The 17856-nt window shown below is 43.7% G+C and carries 14 protein-coding genes and 1 riboswitch; of the genes, 8 read left to right on the top strand and 6 right to left on the bottom strand.

The genetic code is table 11. From position 1 onward, the window contains the following. Positions 1-87: 87 nt before the first annotated feature. The 3 genes from thiC to argH form a co-directional block, all read right to left on the bottom strand. Positions 88-2151 (bottom strand): phosphomethylpyrimidine synthase ThiC, encoded by a 2064-nt coding sequence (thiC, locus tag AAEY78_RS00165; protein ID WP_352336296.1) that lies wholly within the window; start codon positions 2149-2151, stop codon positions 88-90. A 239-nt stretch (positions 2152-2390) separates the two neighbouring features. Next, positions 2391-2514: riboswitch (TPP riboswitch) on the bottom strand. A gap of 105 nt (positions 2515-2619) precedes the next feature. Beyond that, positions 2620-2916 carry an oxidative damage protection protein gene (locus AAEY78_RS00170; RefSeq protein WP_352336298.1) on the bottom strand — a complete coding sequence of 99 codons (297 nt, stop codon included), beginning with the start codon at positions 2914-2916 and terminating at the stop codon, positions 2620-2622. A gap of 159 nt (positions 2917-3075) precedes the next feature. Further along, positions 3076-4449 (bottom strand): argininosuccinate lyase, encoded by a 1374-nt coding sequence (argH, locus tag AAEY78_RS00175; protein ID WP_352336797.1) that lies wholly within the window; start codon positions 4447-4449, stop codon positions 3076-3078. A 122-nt stretch (positions 4450-4571) separates the two neighbouring features. Between argH and AAEY78_RS00180 the strand changes: the two genes are divergently transcribed. The 6 genes from AAEY78_RS00180 to AAEY78_RS00205 all read left to right on the top strand — a co-directional run bounded on the left by AAEY78_RS00180 (position 4572) and on the right by AAEY78_RS00205 (position 10962). Further along, positions 4572-5723 (top strand): histidine kinase, encoded by a 1152-nt coding sequence (locus AAEY78_RS00180; RefSeq protein WP_352336300.1) that lies wholly within the window; start codon positions 4572-4574, stop codon positions 5721-5723. Positions 5724-6350: 627 nt separating this feature from the next. Further along, on the top strand, positions 6351-7088 hold the full coding sequence (locus AAEY78_RS00185) for a LytR/AlgR family response regulator transcription factor (RefSeq protein WP_352336301.1): 738 nt from the start codon (positions 6351-6353) through the stop codon (positions 7086-7088). 188 nt (positions 7089-7276) lie between these two features. Continuing rightward, a complete protein-coding gene (gene hemC, locus AAEY78_RS00190; protein WP_352336303.1) occupies positions 7277-8308 on the top strand; it encodes a hydroxymethylbilane synthase in 1032 nt (343 codons plus the stop codon). A 79-nt stretch (positions 8309-8387) separates the two neighbouring features. Continuing rightward, positions 8388-9353: a uroporphyrinogen-III synthase gene (locus tag AAEY78_RS00195; RefSeq protein ID WP_352336305.1), complete on the top strand. Its 966-nt coding sequence runs from the start codon at positions 8388-8390 to the stop codon at positions 9351-9353. Positions 9354-9437: 84 nt separating this feature from the next. Continuing rightward, the gene (locus tag AAEY78_RS00200; RefSeq protein WP_352336306.1) at positions 9438-10349 is read left to right on the top strand and encodes a hypothetical protein; all 912 of its coding nucleotides are present in this window, start codon (positions 9438-9440) and stop codon (positions 10347-10349) included. A gap of 124 nt (positions 10350-10473) precedes the next feature. Beyond that, a complete protein-coding gene (locus tag AAEY78_RS00205) occupies positions 10474-10962 on the top strand; it encodes an acyl-CoA thioesterase (protein WP_502943606.1) in 489 nt (162 codons plus the stop codon). Positions 10963-11108: 146 nt separating this feature from the next. Here the strand turns inward: AAEY78_RS00205 and ribBA are convergent, their stop codons facing one another. Further along, entirely contained in the window at positions 11109-12221 is a 1113-nt protein-coding gene (gene ribBA / locus AAEY78_RS00210) for a bifunctional 3,4-dihydroxy-2-butanone-4-phosphate synthase/GTP cyclohydrolase II (protein ID WP_352336310.1), read from the bottom strand. A gap of 154 nt (positions 12222-12375) precedes the next feature. Next, positions 12376-13665 carry a replication-associated recombination protein A gene (locus tag AAEY78_RS00215; protein WP_352336311.1) on the bottom strand — a complete coding sequence of 430 codons (1290 nt, stop codon included), beginning with the start codon at positions 13663-13665 and terminating at the stop codon, positions 12376-12378. A 272-nt stretch (positions 13666-13937) separates the two neighbouring features. Between AAEY78_RS00215 and AAEY78_RS00220 the strand changes: the two genes are divergently transcribed. Beyond that, a complete protein-coding gene (locus AAEY78_RS00220; RefSeq protein ID WP_352336312.1) occupies positions 13938-14462 on the top strand; it encodes a type IV secretion protein Rhs in 525 nt (174 codons plus the stop codon). 130 nt (positions 14463-14592) lie between these two features. Further along, on the top strand, positions 14593-15489 hold the full coding sequence (locus AAEY78_RS00225; RefSeq protein WP_352336314.1) for a hypothetical protein: 897 nt from the start codon (positions 14593-14595) through the stop codon (positions 15487-15489). Between the two features lie 132 nt (positions 15490-15621). On the opposite strand, the gene gltA is transcribed toward AAEY78_RS00225, so the two are convergent. Then, positions 15622-16914 (bottom strand): citrate synthase, encoded by a 1293-nt coding sequence (gltA, locus tag AAEY78_RS00230; protein WP_352336316.1) that lies wholly within the window; start codon positions 16912-16914, stop codon positions 15622-15624. Positions 16915-17856: the final 942 nt, after the last annotated feature.

Raw genomic sequence — 17856 nt, forward strand, 5'->3', positions numbered from 1 at the left:
ATTAAAAAATTAATGTACGCATAAAAAAGCCCCTGCGATATTCACAGGGGCTTTTTTATACTTTAATAACAGGTAATCTCTATAGCTTTATACCTCTTTATATAGTTGACGACCTTCCTTGTGATATTTCTCAGTCATCTCTGCCATCCCTTGATGAATCTCTTCAGCGCTTGCCGAGCCAACTTGCTCGACCAATTGCGTATCTACCTTTTTAATCAAATGCTCAGCATCATTGAGCGCACCTGATTGCGGCGTCACGCTATTTTTCGTATCGGCTAAGGTTTTAAGTCCAGCAGCATAATCACGGACATTTTGGGTGATTTTCATTGAACAAAACTTAGGACCACACATCGAGCAAAAGTGCGCTGATTTATGGGCGTCTTTTGGCAGCGTTTCATCATGAAACTCGCGCGCAGTGTCTGGGTCAAGTGCTAGGTTAAATTGATCGTCCCAACGAAACTCAAAACGGGCTTTAGATAAGGCATTATCACGCGCTTGTGCGCCCGGATGACCTTTTGCCAAATCAGCGGCGTGGGCAGCGATTTTATAAGTGATAATACCGTCTTTGACATCCTTTTTATTCGGCAGACCTAAATGCTCTTTAGGGGTCACATAACAGAGCATGGCGGTGCCGAACCAGCCAATCATCGCTGCGCCAATGGCACTGGTAATATGGTCGTAACCCGGTGCGATATCCGTGGTTAAGGGTCCTAAGGTATAAAAAGGCGCGTCCGCACAGACTTCTAATTGCAAGTCCATATTTTCTTTAATACGGTTCATTGCCACGTGCCCTGGACCTTCAATCATCACCTGTACATCATGCTTCCAAGCGACTTGGGTCAGCTCACCAAGGGTACGCAGCTCGCCAAATTGAGCTTCATCATTGGCATCTTGTAAACAGCCCGGACGCAAGCCATCGCCTAAACTAAAGGCTACGTCGTACTGCTTCATAATCTCGCAGATATCTTCAAAATGGGTATATAAAAAGCTTTCTTTATGATGGGCGAGGCACCACTGCGCCATAATAGAGCCACCACGAGAGACGATACCGGTCAAGCGATTGGCGGTCAGCGGTACATAACGCAGCAGTACACCAGCATGAATGGTAAAGTAATCCACACCTTGCTCGGCTTGCTCTATCAAGGTATCACGAAAGATTTCCCACGTTAAATCTTCTGCAACGCCATCGACTTTTTCTAACGCTTGATAAATTGGCACGGTACCAATTGGCACTGGCGAGTTACGAATCAGCCATTCGCGGGTTTCATGAATATGATTACCTGTTGATAAATCCATGATGTTATCCGCACCCCAACGCGTCGCCCACGTCATTTTGGATACTTCTTCATCAATAGAAGAGCCGAGCGCTGAGTTTCCGATATTGGCGTTAATCTTGACCAAGAAATTACGCCCGATAATCATCGGCTCAGATTCAGGATGGTTGATGTTGTTTGGAATAATAGCGCGACCGGCAGCCACTTCACTGCGGACAAATTCAGGCGTAATAATCGCTGGCGTGTGCGCACCAAACGTTTCACCTTCATGTTGACGCATGTCGGTCAGCTCGTGCTGTTTTTGGGTTTCACGAATGGCGATAAATTCCATTTCAGGCGTGATAATACCTTGGCGCGCGTAATGCAATTGCGTGACGTTCTGTCCTTTTTTAGCACGGCGCGGTTTGTCGATATGAGCAAAGCGTAGATTAGCAGTGCTGATATCACGCGCACGTGCTAGCCCATAATCGCTTGATAAGCCGCTTAATTGTTCGGTATCGCCACGCTCTTTAATCCAATCTTCGCGCAGTTTAGGCAAACCTTTGGTCAAATCAATGGTGGCATTAGGATCGGTATAAACGCCTGAGGTGTCATACACATAAAACGGTGGGTTTTGCTCCCATTCGGACTCGGACACGCCTTGAATCGGGGTTGGGTCAAGGGTAATCTCGCGCATCGGTACTTGAATATCAGGGCGTGAACCTTCAATATAAACCTTGCGCGAGGCAGGTAAAATGCGATGTAAGTCGCGCGCGTCTTCTTCAAAACGGGCATCTTTTTCGCTGCGATGGGCGGGAGTTTTTAACGCGTCTGCTTTAGCAGTTACTTTTGACGGGGTATGCTTGGTGGCTTGTGAGCCAATATCTGAAGTAGTCATATGCTGTCCTAGCGTGTTGTCCAGTGGTAAAGGCAACACCGCCAGTAGCTGCGGGGCAAGACTATTTTATACCGACAAATTCAATCGCAATATAATAGCTTATCAACATAAACCTTGATAAGTCATTTCTAAAGGATTGGTGGGCATCATTTTTATTAAAACAGCATTTAGCAGTCTAAAGTTCTACTCAATGTTGGCAATAATAAAAAAGGCATTTCTGCGCGCCCTTTGTACGATACAACATAGGCTTAAGACTTCCCTGCGTCGGTACTAACCGCATCAGGTTCGGCGGGTGGTTTCTCAGCGACCATACGTTAACTGCCTATTAAGCAGTCAATATATATCGCACCCCGAGTCTGTCAGTGTTGTAAATCTTCCTTATACTAGCAAACTTCGCCAGCAAGTCCCAGCCCTTTAGCCGCTTTATTTTTTAGCATGATATTGCTATCGGTAAGATTAAAGAGTTGCTTAGCCTTTACTCTCTGGCGTCCAACCTTGTGCGCGCTCATAATCTTCATTATCCAAAAATTTATCACGCTGATCGGTTAAAAATTTCTTAGCTTCAGGATCAAGCATACTAAGATGATTTTCATTAATCAGCATCGTTTGCTGCTCAAGCCACTCTTTCCAAGCCTTTTCAGAGACCGTTTCTTGTAGCGCTTGACCCGCTTTGTTAGGAAAAGGCGGATGCGGCATTTTTGGTAACTCTTGCTGATATTTACGGCAAAAAACGGTATTGGCTTGTGGGTTAAACGTTTCGGTCATGAAAGACTCCTGATTTATAAAGGTTTTTTTAATGGCTTTTTTAATGATGTTAAGAATAAATGAGATTGCCTAGTACTGTACCTGATTCTGCTCAAAAAAACACCCGCAACAATGGCGGGCGTTTTTAAGTGAAGTATTTAAACAATTAAAAGTATCAGTCTAGGCAAAGACTTCCAAGCGAGTACGACCACGGCTAATCGCTTGTTTGACTTGATTGGGTGCAGTACCGCCTAAATGGTCACGCGCAGCAAGTGAGCCTTCTAACGTCAAATACTCAAACACATCATCGCCAATCGCATCGCTAAACTGCTGCAATTGCGCCAAAGATAAATCGCTCAAATCAACGCCTTCTTTAATACCTAACGCAACGGCATTACCAACGACTTCATGAGCATCACGGAACGCTACGCCATTACGCACCAGATAATCAGCTAAGTCAGTAGCAGTAGCATAGCCTTTCATGGTGGCGGCGCGCATATTTTCTTTATTAGGGGTGATGTTTGGCAGCATATCAGCAAATGCCAATAGCGAACCAGTCAAGGTATCGACGCAATCAAAAAGTGGTTCTTTGTCTTCTTGATTGTCTTTATTATAGGCAAGCGGCTGACTTTTCATTAGACTTAATAAAGTCATCAATTGCCCAAACACACGCGCAGCTTTCCCACGAACCAATTCTGGCACGTCAGGATTTTTCTTTTGCGGCATGATAGAAGAGCCGGTACAAAAGCGATCAGGAATCTGTACAAAGTTAAATTGCGCAGACATCCAAAGAATAATTTCTTCGCTCATGCGTGACATATGCATCATTAAAATAGAAGCTGCCGAGGTAAATTCAATGGCAAAATCACGGTCTGATACGGCATCAAGCGAGTTTTGGCAAATACCTTCGAAACCTAATAATTCAGCGGTAATAGTGCGGTCGATTGGGAACGTCGTACCTGCAAGGGCAGCACTACCAAGCGGCATCTGATTGATACGGCGACGCGCATCAACCAAGCGTTCGGTATCGCGATACAACATCTCAAACCATGCCATCACATGATGACCAAAGCTCACAGGCTGTGCAGTTTGCAAATGCGTGAAGCCCGGCATAATGGTATCGGTATGCTGCTCAGCCAAATCTAACAAGCCACTTTGCAAACGTACGAGTAGGGCGATAATGTTATCGACTTCCTCACGTAACCAAAGACGAATATCGGTCGCCACTTGGTCATTACGGCTACGACCGGTATGCAACTTTTTGCCCACTGCACCGACGATATCTGTCAGGCGTGATTCGACGTTCATGTGTACATCTTCTAGCGCAATCGACCAGTTAAACTCACCGGCTTCGATTTCACGTAGCACTTGCTGCAGACCATCAATGATGGTTGCAACTTCACTGGCTTCCAAAATATCGCATTCTTTGAGCATGGTTGCATGGGCGATTGAGCCCTCGATATCGTGGCGGGCAAAGCGTTGGTCAAAGCCAACAGATGCGGTAAAGGCAGCAACGAAGCTGTCAGTGGCTTCGCTAAAACGTCCGCCCCACATCTGTTGACCTTTACCGCTGCCTTCACTTGTAGGTGCAGATACGCTTTGGCTATTCGCAAGAGAAACATCTGTGCTAGAATCAGATGCATGTGAATTATTATTTTGCTCAGGATTACTATTATTTGAAAAATTGGCGTTCATATCGGTCTAAGACAAGTCAGGAGAATAAGGACTTAAGTATAGCAAAGGATGAGGTTGCCTTACTAGCGGAGCGCTTAGAGTTTTTTGTCCCCAAGCTCATGGAGATGATGAGACCTTGGCAGTGGATACTGTATATCTTTTTTTGGTCATTATTTGTCACTATTATCAATCGACAAGATTTAGCAACGTGGTCAGACTTTTTAATCAAATTTGCCAGCCGTATTGTTCAAAATGTGGCAACGATTCTTCCAGCGCTCTACCTTATTGACTATATGCGTCCTACTTTCCGACATGAGAATGTGGTAAAGGTCAGTCTACGTATTTTATTATTGCTGACGATAGGCTCTGCTGTATCTGTCACCCTCATTATGCTGATAATGATTAATGCGGGCTGGATTGAATACAATAGCCAAGTTTTTTTAAATAACGTTTTGTTTAATGTTTTAATTACTGGCGGCTTTACGTTTGTATTTTTGTTGTACTTTTTGCGTCGTCATCGCGAGTTAATGATACTAAAACAGTCATTTGAAGATAAGCTCACTGCCCAAAACGACATTATGAAATCGCGTATCTCACCGCATTTCTTTTTTAATATCATTAATAGTTTAGCATCGTTGACTGAAACCGAACCTGCGCGTGCTGCTATATTACTGCAACATATTTCCGCCTTATTTCGTGCCAGTTTTGATGGGGCGCGTGAGATTAGCTTTGAAGAAGAGGTGGCACTATGCGAGCATTATTTAGCTATTGAAGCGTGTCGGTTAGCAGATAAGCTGGTAGTCAGATGGCAGTTGCCAGAAGAAGATGTGATGTACGATATGATCATTACGGCGCTGACCTTACAGATGGTGCTCGAAAAAATGTTACTCAATGTGGTTGAGAGAACCACTGAAACCATTACTATTGATATCGTTGTAACATGGCAGTCGCACCGCGTAATCATCACAGTCACGGTACAGTTACCAGATAAGACCTTTATGGTAGCGCATGAGCTACGCCAACAAATTAACTTTAATATACAAGCAGAGCGGCTTCGTGCTCACTTTGGTCAAGATGCTGATATTAAAAGTACCATCACCAACACCCAAGTAATCACCATAATTGACTACCCATTACAAGATGTGGGACTATAAAGAAGGTGCATTGTAGGTGCAACATAGCCTCAAAATTAGCAGGTATTAGCTTTTTAAGCCTGATATACATCACCGTGATAGATAAGATATTTATGTGCTTTTAGCGTGTGTCATTAAGATTAACAGTGGCTTATTTTTATCTTCTCTCTACTTTATAACCACCTTATCACTATTCCTTTATTCTGTTATCTGCTCTTACAATGGCATGATTGTTGCACCATTATTTTATGGATGATTGCTATCATGCCAACAGCTACCAAAAAAGCACCTAATTTGAACGGGTGTTGTCTATTTTCTATTAGGCATAATGTCTATTATTCAGTTAAAAATGTCGCTAATAATAGCCTGCTAGAATCAGCCACGGGTACAAAGCACGCGCATCGGCTTCTTTGCCGTCATTACCTTGTTATATTATATAGTTAATCAAAATAAAGGCGGTCAAATAGGGATACTTTACGGGTTGCTAATTTGTCCTTTGCTTTAAAGCAAATTGGCGTACTATGGAAGTAGGTTAAGAGAGATTTAGTTGTTTTAAGGGCGTTCGATGGGTAGGGATTGGCATGCATACGGTTTAATAACGCCATAATCATTTATTATTGTTTATTCAGTGGTCAAAGAGGGAAATACATGCGCATTATAGTTTGTGATGATGAACCATTAGCCCGTGAGCGTTTGACTAGGATTGTGCAAGAGTCAGGGCATGAGGTAGTCGCACAGGTGCTAACGGGCGCTGATGCTATTGCTGCAGTAAAGACGCATCAACCTGATGTCATACTACTGGATATTCGGATGCCTGAGATGGATGGGGTGCGCTGTGCTACGCTGTTGCACGAATTTGAGCGTCCACCTGCTATTATTTTTGTCACCGCTTATGATCATTATGCCATTGCTGCATTCAAAGCCAACGCTGTCGGCTATCTGTTAAAGCCTGCCAATAAAGATGAGCTGCTTGAAGCGTTAAATAAAGCCAAGCAATTGAATGCAGCGCAATTAAATGAGATGCGCAAACTAGAAGATCCTACCGCAAAGCCATTACGCGAGCATATTACCGCTCGTACCCATCGCGGGGTTGAGTTAATCAAACTTAGTGATGTTTATTATTGCACAGCAGATCAAAAATATGTCAAGGTTCGTCATAAAAATGGCGTGGTATTAATTGATGATACCTTAAAAGATTTGGAAGAAGAGTTTGGCGATCAGCTATTCCGTGTCCACCGTAATGCCATTATCAATCTCAGCTACCTTGATTTTTTGGAAACAGTCGATTCAGGTCAATATCAGGTGCGTTTTAAAGGTGTTGATGAGACTCTCGCGGTGAGCCGTCGTCATTTGCCGTCATTGCGAGAAAAGATACATAGCATGTAAGGGAAAGGTAGACAAAAATAAGGTATGTCAATACAAAGGTTACATAGAGGGTAAAAGTATAACTTATTTCATTCTCAAGCCTCTAATAAACGCCCCATATCATCCAACCCTTATTTATGCTTAAATAGGGGTATTTTTTTGCATCACTACATCACCAATTTATAGCATCACTTTTATCGAGGTTCCCTATGAGCAGCACGTTTCAACCGACTGTTACCACTCTAAATATTGCCACGCGCCAAAGTCCATTAGCACTATGGCAGGCAGAACATATTCGTGATCGTCTGCTCGCGTTGTATCCAGACTTGACCATTAATTTACTAAAAATTGTCACTAAGGGTGACAAAATTTTGGATACGCCCTTAGCAAAAATTGGGGGTAAAGGCTTGTTTGTTAAAGAGCTTGAGCAAGCGATGTATGACAGACAGGCAGATATTGCCGTGCATTCACTCAAAGATGTGCCCATGGATTTGCCAGAAGGATTGATGCTCGGTGCTTACTGTACGCGTGCAGCTCCAACGGACGCTTTTGTATCTAACACTTACGATAATATCGACGCGCTGCCGCAAGGTGCGATTGTCGGCACGTCAAGTCTGCGTCGTCAGTGTCAGATTAAAACTTATCGCCCAGATTTGCAGATTAAAACGTTGCGCGGTAATGTCGGTACACGTTTAGGTAAGTTAGATGCTGGCGAGTATGATGCTATTATTTTGGCAACCAGTGGACTGCAGCGTATTGAGCTTGATGCGCGTATCCGTGGTGAGCTGGATATTGATATGTGTCTGCCTGCGGTTGGTCAAGGCGCATTGGCAATTGAGTGCCGTGAAGGCGATGCTGACATACTGGCGTTATTAGCCCCATTAAATGATGATAAAGCCCGTATTCGTCTGATTGCTGAACGTGCACTCAATCGTCATTTAGAAGGTGGTTGCCAAGTACCGATTGCTGCCTATGCGGTACTTCATGCTGAAAGTGCCAGTGATAGCCAAGACGGTAATAACATTGCTAATGATGATGCTGGCAATACGTTATGGTTGCGTGGACGCGTTGGGCAAGCAGATGGTAGTGCTTTACTAAAAGCCGACAAGCGCGTGGTGTTAACGGGTACGCAGGCTGAACAAGAAGCACAAGCCAATCAGTTGGGTATTGAGGTTGCTGATATGCTGCTTGCTACTGGTGCGGGCGCTATTTTATCAGCGATTTATCATCCAGAAGACTAGTTTTAAATTTAAGCCTGACGCTATCAAGGCTTTTATATTGTTGATGCGCTAAATCTTCTTTTTATAACATGGTTGGTTTATGACACTCTCTGCCCCATTCTCTACTGGTATAGCGCCTGCGCGTGTGGTTATTAATACGCGACCCATCGAGCGCGCTGCGCCGTTAACGGCTCATCTGCAAGCAGCTGGTTTTAGCGTTGTGGATATTCCTATGCTGGCGCTACAACCGCGTACGGTATCAGAGCCTGATATCGATATCATGCGCCAATGGTTGGCAGGCGACTATCAGGCGTTGGTCATTGTTAGCCCAACCGCCGCAGCGTCTGGTCTGGCGGTTTGGCAACAGTTAAGAGATTTACAAGCTGATTTGCAACACAAAGATGAGACAATTAGCAGTAATCATCAGCATCAGCATGAACAGAACCAAAGTAGCCATAGCACCATAAAAGCGCCCAGTCATATCATTGCGGTCGGTCAAGCAACGGCAGCAGTGTTAGCGGATGAGCGCTTGCCTATTCATTATGAGGTATTGCAGCCCACTCTTGCTAATAATGAGGGTATGCTGGCGATGCCTGAGATTGAGGTATTACAAGCAGGAGATAAGTTACTGGTATGGCGCGGACTGGGCGGACGGCGGCTGTTGGTTGATACGCTACACGCGCGCGGCGTCCATATTGATAGCATTGCCTGGTATGAGCGTATCATGCCAGAGACGGCAAGCGCGCAATATCAGCATTGGCAACAGCACTTTAATCGTGCATTGCAGGGACAAGCGCAAACACAAACAGAGCCGCAAATCGAAAAACCTATCGTGATTGTTAGTAGTGGTACAGCATTTGAGCATTGGTTACAGGTGGTTGCTGAGTCACAGGTGAGTGCATCTGATACTTTTAACCCTCAAGTAACGCCGTTAGCGCTGAATGATTTTTGTTATGTGGTATTAGGAACGCGCCTAGCGGATATGGTTGCCGAACGCGACCTAGACTATTGGCAAGTTGAAGATTTAGCGCCAGCAACAATTTTAGCTGCGATATCAAGTCCTTAGCTTTAAAATATGGCTTATATAAAATAGCATTTAGCTTACATTTATTTTAAGCTGATTTACTCTTATTATTAACGGTACATCCTTATGCCAACTGACTTTAAACCCTCATCTCCTGTACCCACCGCGGGTCAGCAGCGGCGGCAGGCGAGTGTACTGTTATTACAATTACAGTGGCTGTTTATTTTGCTGCTGATTATTGGGTTTATTTGGTTGTATGTCAGTCAGCAGCGCTTTCAAAATCAGATGATAGAACGCCTGCAAACCAATGAGCAGTTAGCGACCCGATTGAATGATATGGACGACCGACTTTTTGCGCTTAATCAACAAGCGACGCCCAAAATAAAGCAAGCGCCCACGCCAGCAGAAGACAATCAAACGCAAAATCAGCTGAATTTATTGCGCTTGCAACTTCAAGCGGCAGATAGTTTATTGGCGGACAATAATGACCAAGCCGCGTTAGGATTATTACGTGGCTTACAGTGGCAATTGTCGCAAAATAACAGTGAGATTGCACCTGCATTAAAGCAGGTGATTCAACAAAGCCTTATCAAAGATATTGCCCATCTACAAGCACAAAGCGCCCAACCTAGCCCTTGGCAACTACAAAATATTGCCCTCCAGAATATTCAGAAATTTTTATCTAGCCATGACCGTTTAAAGAACAATGCCGTCATTACTCGTCAGCAACTAACCATTCATGAAGTCATCATGACCCTAAATCTTGCCATGCAAGCGGGTAATATGCGCGAGCAAAAACAACTTGCTGGCTATTTGCGGCAAGCACGCAAGCAGCTGCAACCGCTTGTCGCAACATCTACAGTCACTCGCAACCCATCTAAAAATAACGCATCAGCATCCACTGACCCAGTAGATACAATAATGGCAGCACCGACTACGATTGCTGAGGTGATTGCTTGGCTTGATAAACTGCTTGCCAGTCCGCCAACAGTAACCCCACTAGCAACCACGCAAATTATAGAGCAGTCTGAGCGCTAAATATTTTAATGATAAATTTATGATACTAAATTTTATTGATGAGTTTTTACTGATAATTTTTTAATAAAAAACGTGACTTCTCAGCTGAATGAGCAACAGGTACTCACCTATGAATAGTAATCAAATGGCTAATCCTTTAAATTTACAGCAAAACAGGTTTGCTGATGACAGCAACGTGCCTGACGCATTGGCGCAGTATCCGGTGATTCATCAGCAGCCCATACATTGGGGCGAAATGGATGCCTTTAGCCATTTAAATAATGTGGTGTATTACCGCTATGCGGAGTCTGCGCGTATTGCTTATCTGCAAGCGCTTGGGATGTTTGATGGCAATATGGTGACCGTACTTGCCGCCTCAAGTTGCCAATATTTACGTCCAGTGACGTATCCTGATACGTTATTATTGGGCGTACGTTGTCAGCGTTTGGGCACAACCAGTATCGTTATAGAATACAGCTATTATAGCTGCGCGCAACAAGCCATCGTTGCCACTGCCGATGCGGTCGTAGTGCGTTTGGACAGTCAGGGCGAGAAAAAAGTGCCGTGGACAACCGATGAGCGCTCGCGTTTGCAAGCGTTGGAAAACACAGTCGGACATATGCCTGAGATGTAATAAGTTAGTACTTACAATAAAAATTTAGCAAAAAAGGGCACGTTAACTATAGCTAACGTGCCTTTTTCTTTACTATTCTTTATTTACTAGCTGTTTATTAACTGACTGTTTATAACCTAATTTTTTTAAAAATAAATTGTTAAGGACTATTTTTGCTTAGGCGCAGGCACAAACTCTAATACGTTTAACTCAAACCCTGATAACGCATGAAACTTCATTGGTGAGGACAATAAGCGCATATTACGTACGCCTAAATGACGCAAAATCTGCGCACCCACGCCGATGCTGCGGTATGGCTGTTGAATAAGCGTGGAGACGGCTTCATTCGCCGCCGCTTTATCAAGCGCATCGCCTAAATCAGTCGGCTCATGATTACCAATCCATACCAATACCCCGCGCTCACTGGCATTGATTTCCTCTAATGCTGACTGTACGCTCCAGCCACTACGACCTGTGGTGTCATTTTTGGCAGCAAATAAGTCACGCAAGGGATGAAAACCATGCACACGTACGGTACTGACGCCTGTACTGACATCACCTTTTACTAAGGCTAAATGCGTCTCAGAAGCGCCAAACTCACGAAAGCGGTGTAAGGTAAAAGTGCCATATTCGGTTTCAAACGAACGCACTTCGACTTCTTCTACCGTTTGTTCATTGGCAATGCGATAATTAATCAAATCGGCAATGGTACCAATTTTAAGATCATGCTCTTTAGCAAATACTTCAAGGTCATCACGGCGCGCCATGGTGCCATCGGCATTGATAATCTCAACAATCACTGCTGCTGGCTCAAGACCGGCAAGTCGCGCCAAATCACAACCGGCTTCGGTGTGTCCTGCACGGTGCAACACGCCACCATTTTGCGCCATAATTGGGAAAATATGCCCCGGTTGTACGATATCGCAAGGCTTTGCAGCTGACGCCACCGCTGCTTGAATCGTACGCGCGCGATCCGCCGCTGAAATACCCGTGGTTACACCTTCAGCCGCTTCAATAGATACGGTAAAGTTGGTACTGAATTTTGCCTCATTGCGATCCGACATTAACGGCAATGCCAATTGCTGACAGCGAGCTTGTGATAAGGTCAAACAAACCAAGCCGCGCGCATGAGTAATCATAAAGTTAATATCTTCCGGGCGCACATGGGTCGCTGCCATGATGATATCGCCTTCATTTTCGCGGTCTTCATCATCCATTAAGATGACCATTTTGCCGGCACGAATATCGTCAATAATGTCAGTAATACTGTCTAAGCTCATAAGAATCTCAATATTATTATGTAAAAATAAGGGTGAATATAAAACTCATGTGGCTATTGTAACAGCTGAGGCTCAGGCGCGCTGTAGTGCTTAGTAAAAGTCATTTATCATTAATATAAAAGTATTAAAATTAACAGTTTAAAAACGTGACTGCTTATTCATTACTGGCAACTTGTGCCCTTAGCCACTCCATAAATTGCTTGCTGTGTTGCTCACGCTGATTGTCTGCAAATTTATAGAACTGCGTGCCCACCAGATTATCAGGTAAATAAGATTGCGGATAATAGTGATTCGGATAATTATGCGGATACTGATAGCCAGCACCATAACCTTCTTGACGCATCAATTTGGTGACCCCATTACGCAAATGTAGCGGCACAGGCGAGGCATCTTTTTCTGCTAATTTCATCGCCGCATTAATCGCATTATAAGTGCTGTTACTTTTGGCGCTGGTCGCTAAATAGACCACCACTTGCCCCAAAATAATGCGCGCTTCAGGCATGCCTATCGACTGCACACTGCGCAGCGCCGCATCCGCAAGCAATAAGGCATTGGGATTGGCATTGCCAATATCTTCGCTGGCTAAAATCACCAAGCGCCGAGCAATAAAATCAGCAGGCTCGCCGCCAACGAGCATTCGTGCCATCCAATATAATGCTGCATCAGGATCGGAACCACGTACCGACTTTATCAGTGCAGAGACAATATCATAATGCTGCTCGCCATCCTTGTCATAGCGTACCAATGCCGTTTGTACGACTCGACTGACCAGCTCATTATCAATAAGAATTTGCGTCTGTTTTGGGTCAGCGGTTTGAATCGCCAGCTCCAGTATATTGAGTGCCTTACGCGCGTCACCATGTGCCAATTCACTGATAAATTGCTCAGCTTGCAGGTCGATGTTTAGCGACTTTAACTTAATATCTTCTGTCATTGCACGTTGCAACACGGCACTAATCTGCTCTGAACTCAGCGGTTGCAAGCGATAGACTTGGCAACGTGACAATAGCGCATTATTAACACTAAAAGACGGATTTTCTGTGGTTGCCCCAATCAGGGTAATGTCTCCGGACTCTACCGCGCCGAGCAGTGCATCTTGCTGTGCCTTATTAAAACGATGGATTTCATCAATAAAAACCACTGGCGCTGCAAAACTTAATGAGTCTTTACTATCTAATACTTCACGCAGTTGTTTAACCCCAGTATTGAGTGCCGATAACGCGTGAAACGGACGTCCTACCGCGTCAGCAAGCAGCATCGCAATGGTCGTTTTGCCAATACCAGCATCGCCATGCAAAATAATGGAAGGTAGATGCTGCTGTTCAATCAAACGCCGCAACGGTGCACCTTGCGCCAGTAAGTGCGCTTGACCAATAATCGCATCAAGGGAGGTTGGGCGCATGCGCTGTGCCAGCGGCGTATCGCTATGGAAGGAGGATGACATAAGACTCTCATAACTTAAAATAAAAGGTTAAAAGTTGATTTAAAAAATAAAGAATACTGCCAGCTTCGAAAGCCGACAGAACAGGCTAACGCAAAACCATGTTAAAAAAAAGTCACGTGACTGTACAGCTTATGTCCGCAGCGCTTTTATTTTAGCGTTATCAGCCCTATTTAAGCTGTGTTGGCAATACTGTAGTTGAACCGAAGCTAACCTCAAACTAAATTTTATTATAAAAATACCTTAAGTTATTACTATGGAGTCAATGACTGCTTATGCCAAGGCAAATTATCAAACCACCTGCTGACAAAACTAACCAGTCAACATGGCGCACCTTTTTTAAATGCTATCCACAACAGGTACGCAAGCTGAACGCCGCTGAGATTGCTCTCGCGCGTACCGTTTTCGGTACACATATTAACCTTGATAGTGTGCAATTAAAGACGGCATGGTGGGTGCTTAGAAATTATGCGGTCAGTCCCAATGGTAATATTTACTTTCACCGCGCCAATTGGATTACTGATTTTACTCAGGCTTCTCTTAGTAAGCAGGGCTGGCTGATTCATGAGTTGACGCACGTGTGGCAGCTACAACAAGGGCTAAAAGTGGTACGCGGTGCGCTGATGAATCGGCGTTATCAGTATGAACTGGTGACTGGTAAACCGTTTTTTGATTATGGTATTGAGCAGCAAGCGCGGATGGTGCAGGATTATTTTATTCGTCAGCAGCGTGGGCAAGATTGTCAGATGTTTATGGCGTGTATCCCCTTTTTGCAAAGTAAGTTGGCTGTTAACGTGTAAGGCGTAAAGTCATGACTACCCTTTATCGTTAGCCTAATTTTTTATCTATCCTTGAATTAGTTTTTAGTTTAATTCGCATTATTTCTGCTCTTATTTTTATCTACGTATTTTATATAGGAACTGTGACGTCATGTTTAAGTTTTTAACACCAACGCCTCTTACTGGCTCTGCTGCTGCGCTAACGGCGTGCAAATCTGCGCGTTACGGACGGCAAAAATCAACACTCGTTGCCAGTATGTTCACAGCAACCCTATTACTCAGCGCCTGTCAGCAGCAAGCAGCAACGGAGACTGTAGAGAAAGGCGGTCAGACCGCTGAGCAACAACATGCCGATGCTAATAAATCTGCGGTACAAAGTGACTCGGCTGCCGCGCGTATTGCTGAATTTCAGTCATTATATGTCACCCAAATGCAAGGTTTACAGCGCCGCTTGCAAGCAGAATATGAGTCGCTACAAGCAGCAGATGCAACAGATAGCATTGCTGCCGCTGGAGATCATGCCAAATCTACACAGGACAAGAGCTCAGCAACTGTGACAAACGAAGCGGAATCTGAAGATGTAGTGACTGCCTCGGTAGATATCAATACCAGTATCGAGGTGGGCGAGCGTGATTTAAAAGTATTGAAAAGTTTGAGTCTTGAAGCGTATGAACCTCAATTACTTCCAGAAGATGAATTAATTAAGCGTTATCAACAAGCTATGGAAGCCCTGTATCAGCCTACCGCAACCGCATTAAGCGCGCAAGACATCGACACACTGCTTAATATCGCTACCTTAACGCCGCAGCTCTTTGAACATCCTGAAATCGCGGCGCGGCTTACGTTAAAAAGTCCAGCGCTCGGTCGTTTGATTGTCCAGTATCAAGTATGGCAACAAATAGAGGTGCAACAAGCCCTCGATATGCAGCAATTAAAGCAAACGCAGCAACAAGAGTTTGAGACGCTCATGACCAAGTTTGACGACACTATTAAAGGCTACGATGAGCAAATTGCCAAATACGAGCAAACGTTAAAAGAGTTTAAATAATATCAGTCGCTTAGCGGTTTGGTTAGATTTAGACGTATGACTAAAGGCAGTCTCAAATTCTGCCCATAAAAAATCCTGCACATGGCAGGATTTTTTATTAAGATTCTTACTTATATGACACTTAAGCGTAGATTATTTACGCTCTTCAACTTTAACAAAATCACGACGCGTCTCACCAGTATATAATTGGCGTGGGCGACCGATTTTGAATGACTCACTGTGCATCTCAAGCCAATGGCTGATCCAGCCAGAAGTACGAGCTAGCGAGAAAATCACAGTAAACATTGAGGTTGGAATACCGATGGCTTTTAAAATAATGCCAGAATAAAAATCAACGTTAGGATACAAGTTACGCTCGATGAAGAACGGATCTTCTAATGCGATTTTTTCCAGCTCCATTGCCAGCTCAAGCTTAGGATCGTTGATACCGAGCGCTTGTAATACTTCATCACACGTCTCTTTTAGAACTTGTGCGCGTGGATCGAAGTTTTTATAAACACGGTGACCAAAGCCCATCAATTTCACTTCACGGTTTTTTACTTTTTCCATGAATGCAGGCACGTTTTCAACCGTACCGATTTCATCTAACATCTCAAGCACGGCTTCGTTCGCGCCACCATGCGATGGACCCCAAAGGGCAGCAATACCCGCTGCGATACAAGCGTAAGGGTTTGCACCCGTAGAGCCTGCTAGACGTACGGTAGACGTTGAGGCATTTTGTTCATGGTCAGCATGTAACGTGAAGATTTTATCCAGCGCTTTAGCAATGATCGGGTTCACTTGAAAATTCACGTCAGCAGGCGTGGCAAACATCATATAAACAAAGTTTTCCGCGTAATTGAAGTCATTACGTGGGTACATAAACGGTTCGCCCTGTGAGTATTTATAACTCATCGCGGCAAGTGTTGGCATTTTGGCAATCAGGCGAATCGCAGTGATTTCGCGATGACGCTCATCGCTGACATCAAAGCTTTCATGATAGAAGGCTGAGAGAGCACCGACCACACCGACCATAATTGCCATCGGATGCGCATCACGGCGGAAGCCTTCAAAGAACTTACGCAGCTGATCGTGTACCGCAGTATGGCTATGAATCTTTTTATAAAACTCTGTTTTTTGCTCAGCATTTGGCAGCTCACCATGAATCAACGCATAAGCCACTTCTAAATATTCTGCATTGTTCGCCAACTGATCAATAGGGTAGCCGCGATATAACAACTCACCTTTACCACCATCAATAAAGGTAATTTTTGACTCAACAGGAGCCGTCACCATAAAGCCTGGATCATAAGTCCAGTAGCCTGCTTTTTGGAAAGCAGCGACATCGATTACTGACGGTCCCAAAGTACCTTCAGTAATAGGAAGTTGGTAATCCTTACCGTCTACTGTTAGGGTGGCATTATTTTCAGCTACATTCTCAGCCATAATTTCCTCTCCATTGGTTTTTAGCGTAAAGATGCTATCGACGTATAGTGTCGAGTATGACCAGTCAAAAGCGATAATCGCTTTGTGTCTAATCTAACAATCCGGTTATATTAACAGTAAAGCTGCAACATTTGAAAAGAGTTTTAGTACGCCAGCGCCCAATTTCCGTGCTTTTAAGGCAGTTACTGGCTGTAATTTTTGTATCAAAATATGTCTGCTTAGTAATTTTGTATGAATTTCGGACGTTTTGCGCCATTAGGCAGCAAGTGTTATAGTGATATATTATGTATCTATTTAATGGTATATAAGTAATTATTTTTGTAGCGATTTTGGTAGTCTTAGGTAGGGTATGGGTGAGCATAGACCAATTCTATCTATTCAAACAATAATATAGTTATAGCTAACATTAAAATTATAAGTAGACTCATGAGTTTTATAAAAGGCGTCGTATGTGCTTATTATTTAGGGGATAAGTTTGTAATTAAGAGACAGCCCTTTTATAATTAAGATGATTTAAGACCAATCGTTTTATACAAAACTAATATGATGGTATATCGCTATTTTTGATAACTTTTTCTAATTTAAATGGGTTATCAGCGTCTTTTTAATATGGCTTTAGGATTACTCGTTTTGTATTTTATTTTGTGGTGACGCGTGGTGATGTCAGCTCATTGTGACCGCTGGTCTTAATGATAAATAGTGTACAAATGGATGATGATGACAGGAGTCAATGACGATGCAGTGATGGCAATAAAGCAATATCTATTAGCCAGTAAATAAAATATATGAATGTTTACACACCAGATGTTTTTAAGTTTTGTTACGTTTAACCAAACATTCTAGCGACTCAGCAAACTTTTGTGTCTTGAATGTTTCTAGTATATGTTTTACTTTAAAAGTGCTCGTCATGTAATTTTCTTTAATAAAACATGGCTGAGAAAA

Origin of the sequence: Psychrobacter sp. 16-MNA-CIBAN-0192, assembly GCF_040309565.1 — a bacterium.
Classification (GTDB): domain Bacteria; phylum Pseudomonadota; class Gammaproteobacteria; order Pseudomonadales; family Moraxellaceae; genus Psychrobacter.

Bases quoted from the DNA above. Each gene is read 5' to 3' on its own strand.
- thiC (WP_352336296.1), bottom strand. From the start codon at position 2,151: ATGACTACTTCAGATATTGGCTCACAAGCCACCAAGCATACCCCGTCA.
- AAEY78_RS00170 (WP_352336298.1), bottom strand. From the start codon at position 2,916: ATGACCGAAACGTTTAACCCACAAGCCAATACCGTTTTTTGCCGTAAA.
- argH (WP_352336797.1), bottom strand. From the start codon at position 4,449: ATGTGGGGCGGACGTTTTAGCGAAGCCACTGACAGCTTCGTTGCTGCC.
- AAEY78_RS00185 (WP_352336301.1), top strand. From the start codon at position 6,351: ATGCGCATTATAGTTTGTGATGATGAACCATTAGCCCGTGAGCGTTTG.
- hemC (WP_352336303.1), top strand. From the start codon at position 7,277: ATGAGCAGCACGTTTCAACCGACTGTTACCACTCTAAATATTGCCACG.
- AAEY78_RS00195 (WP_352336305.1), top strand. From the start codon at position 8,388: ATGACACTCTCTGCCCCATTCTCTACTGGTATAGCGCCTGCGCGTGTG.
- AAEY78_RS00200 (WP_352336306.1), top strand. From the start codon at position 9,438: ATGCCAACTGACTTTAAACCCTCATCTCCTGTACCCACCGCGGGTCAG.
- AAEY78_RS00205 (WP_502943606.1), top strand. From the start codon at position 10,474: ATGGCTAATCCTTTAAATTTACAGCAAAACAGGTTTGCTGATGACAGC.
- ribBA (WP_352336310.1), bottom strand. From the start codon at position 12,221: ATGAGCTTAGACAGTATTACTGACATTATTGACGATATTCGTGCCGGC.
- AAEY78_RS00215 (WP_352336311.1), bottom strand. From the start codon at position 13,665: ATGTCATCCTCCTTCCATAGCGATACGCCGCTGGCACAGCGCATGCGC.
- AAEY78_RS00220 (WP_352336312.1), top strand. From the start codon at position 13,938: ATGCCAAGGCAAATTATCAAACCACCTGCTGACAAAACTAACCAGTCA.
- AAEY78_RS00225 (WP_352336314.1), top strand. From the start codon at position 14,593: ATGTTTAAGTTTTTAACACCAACGCCTCTTACTGGCTCTGCTGCTGCG.
- gltA (WP_352336316.1), bottom strand. From the start codon at position 16,914: ATGGCTGAGAATGTAGCTGAAAATAATGCCACCCTAACAGTAGACGGT.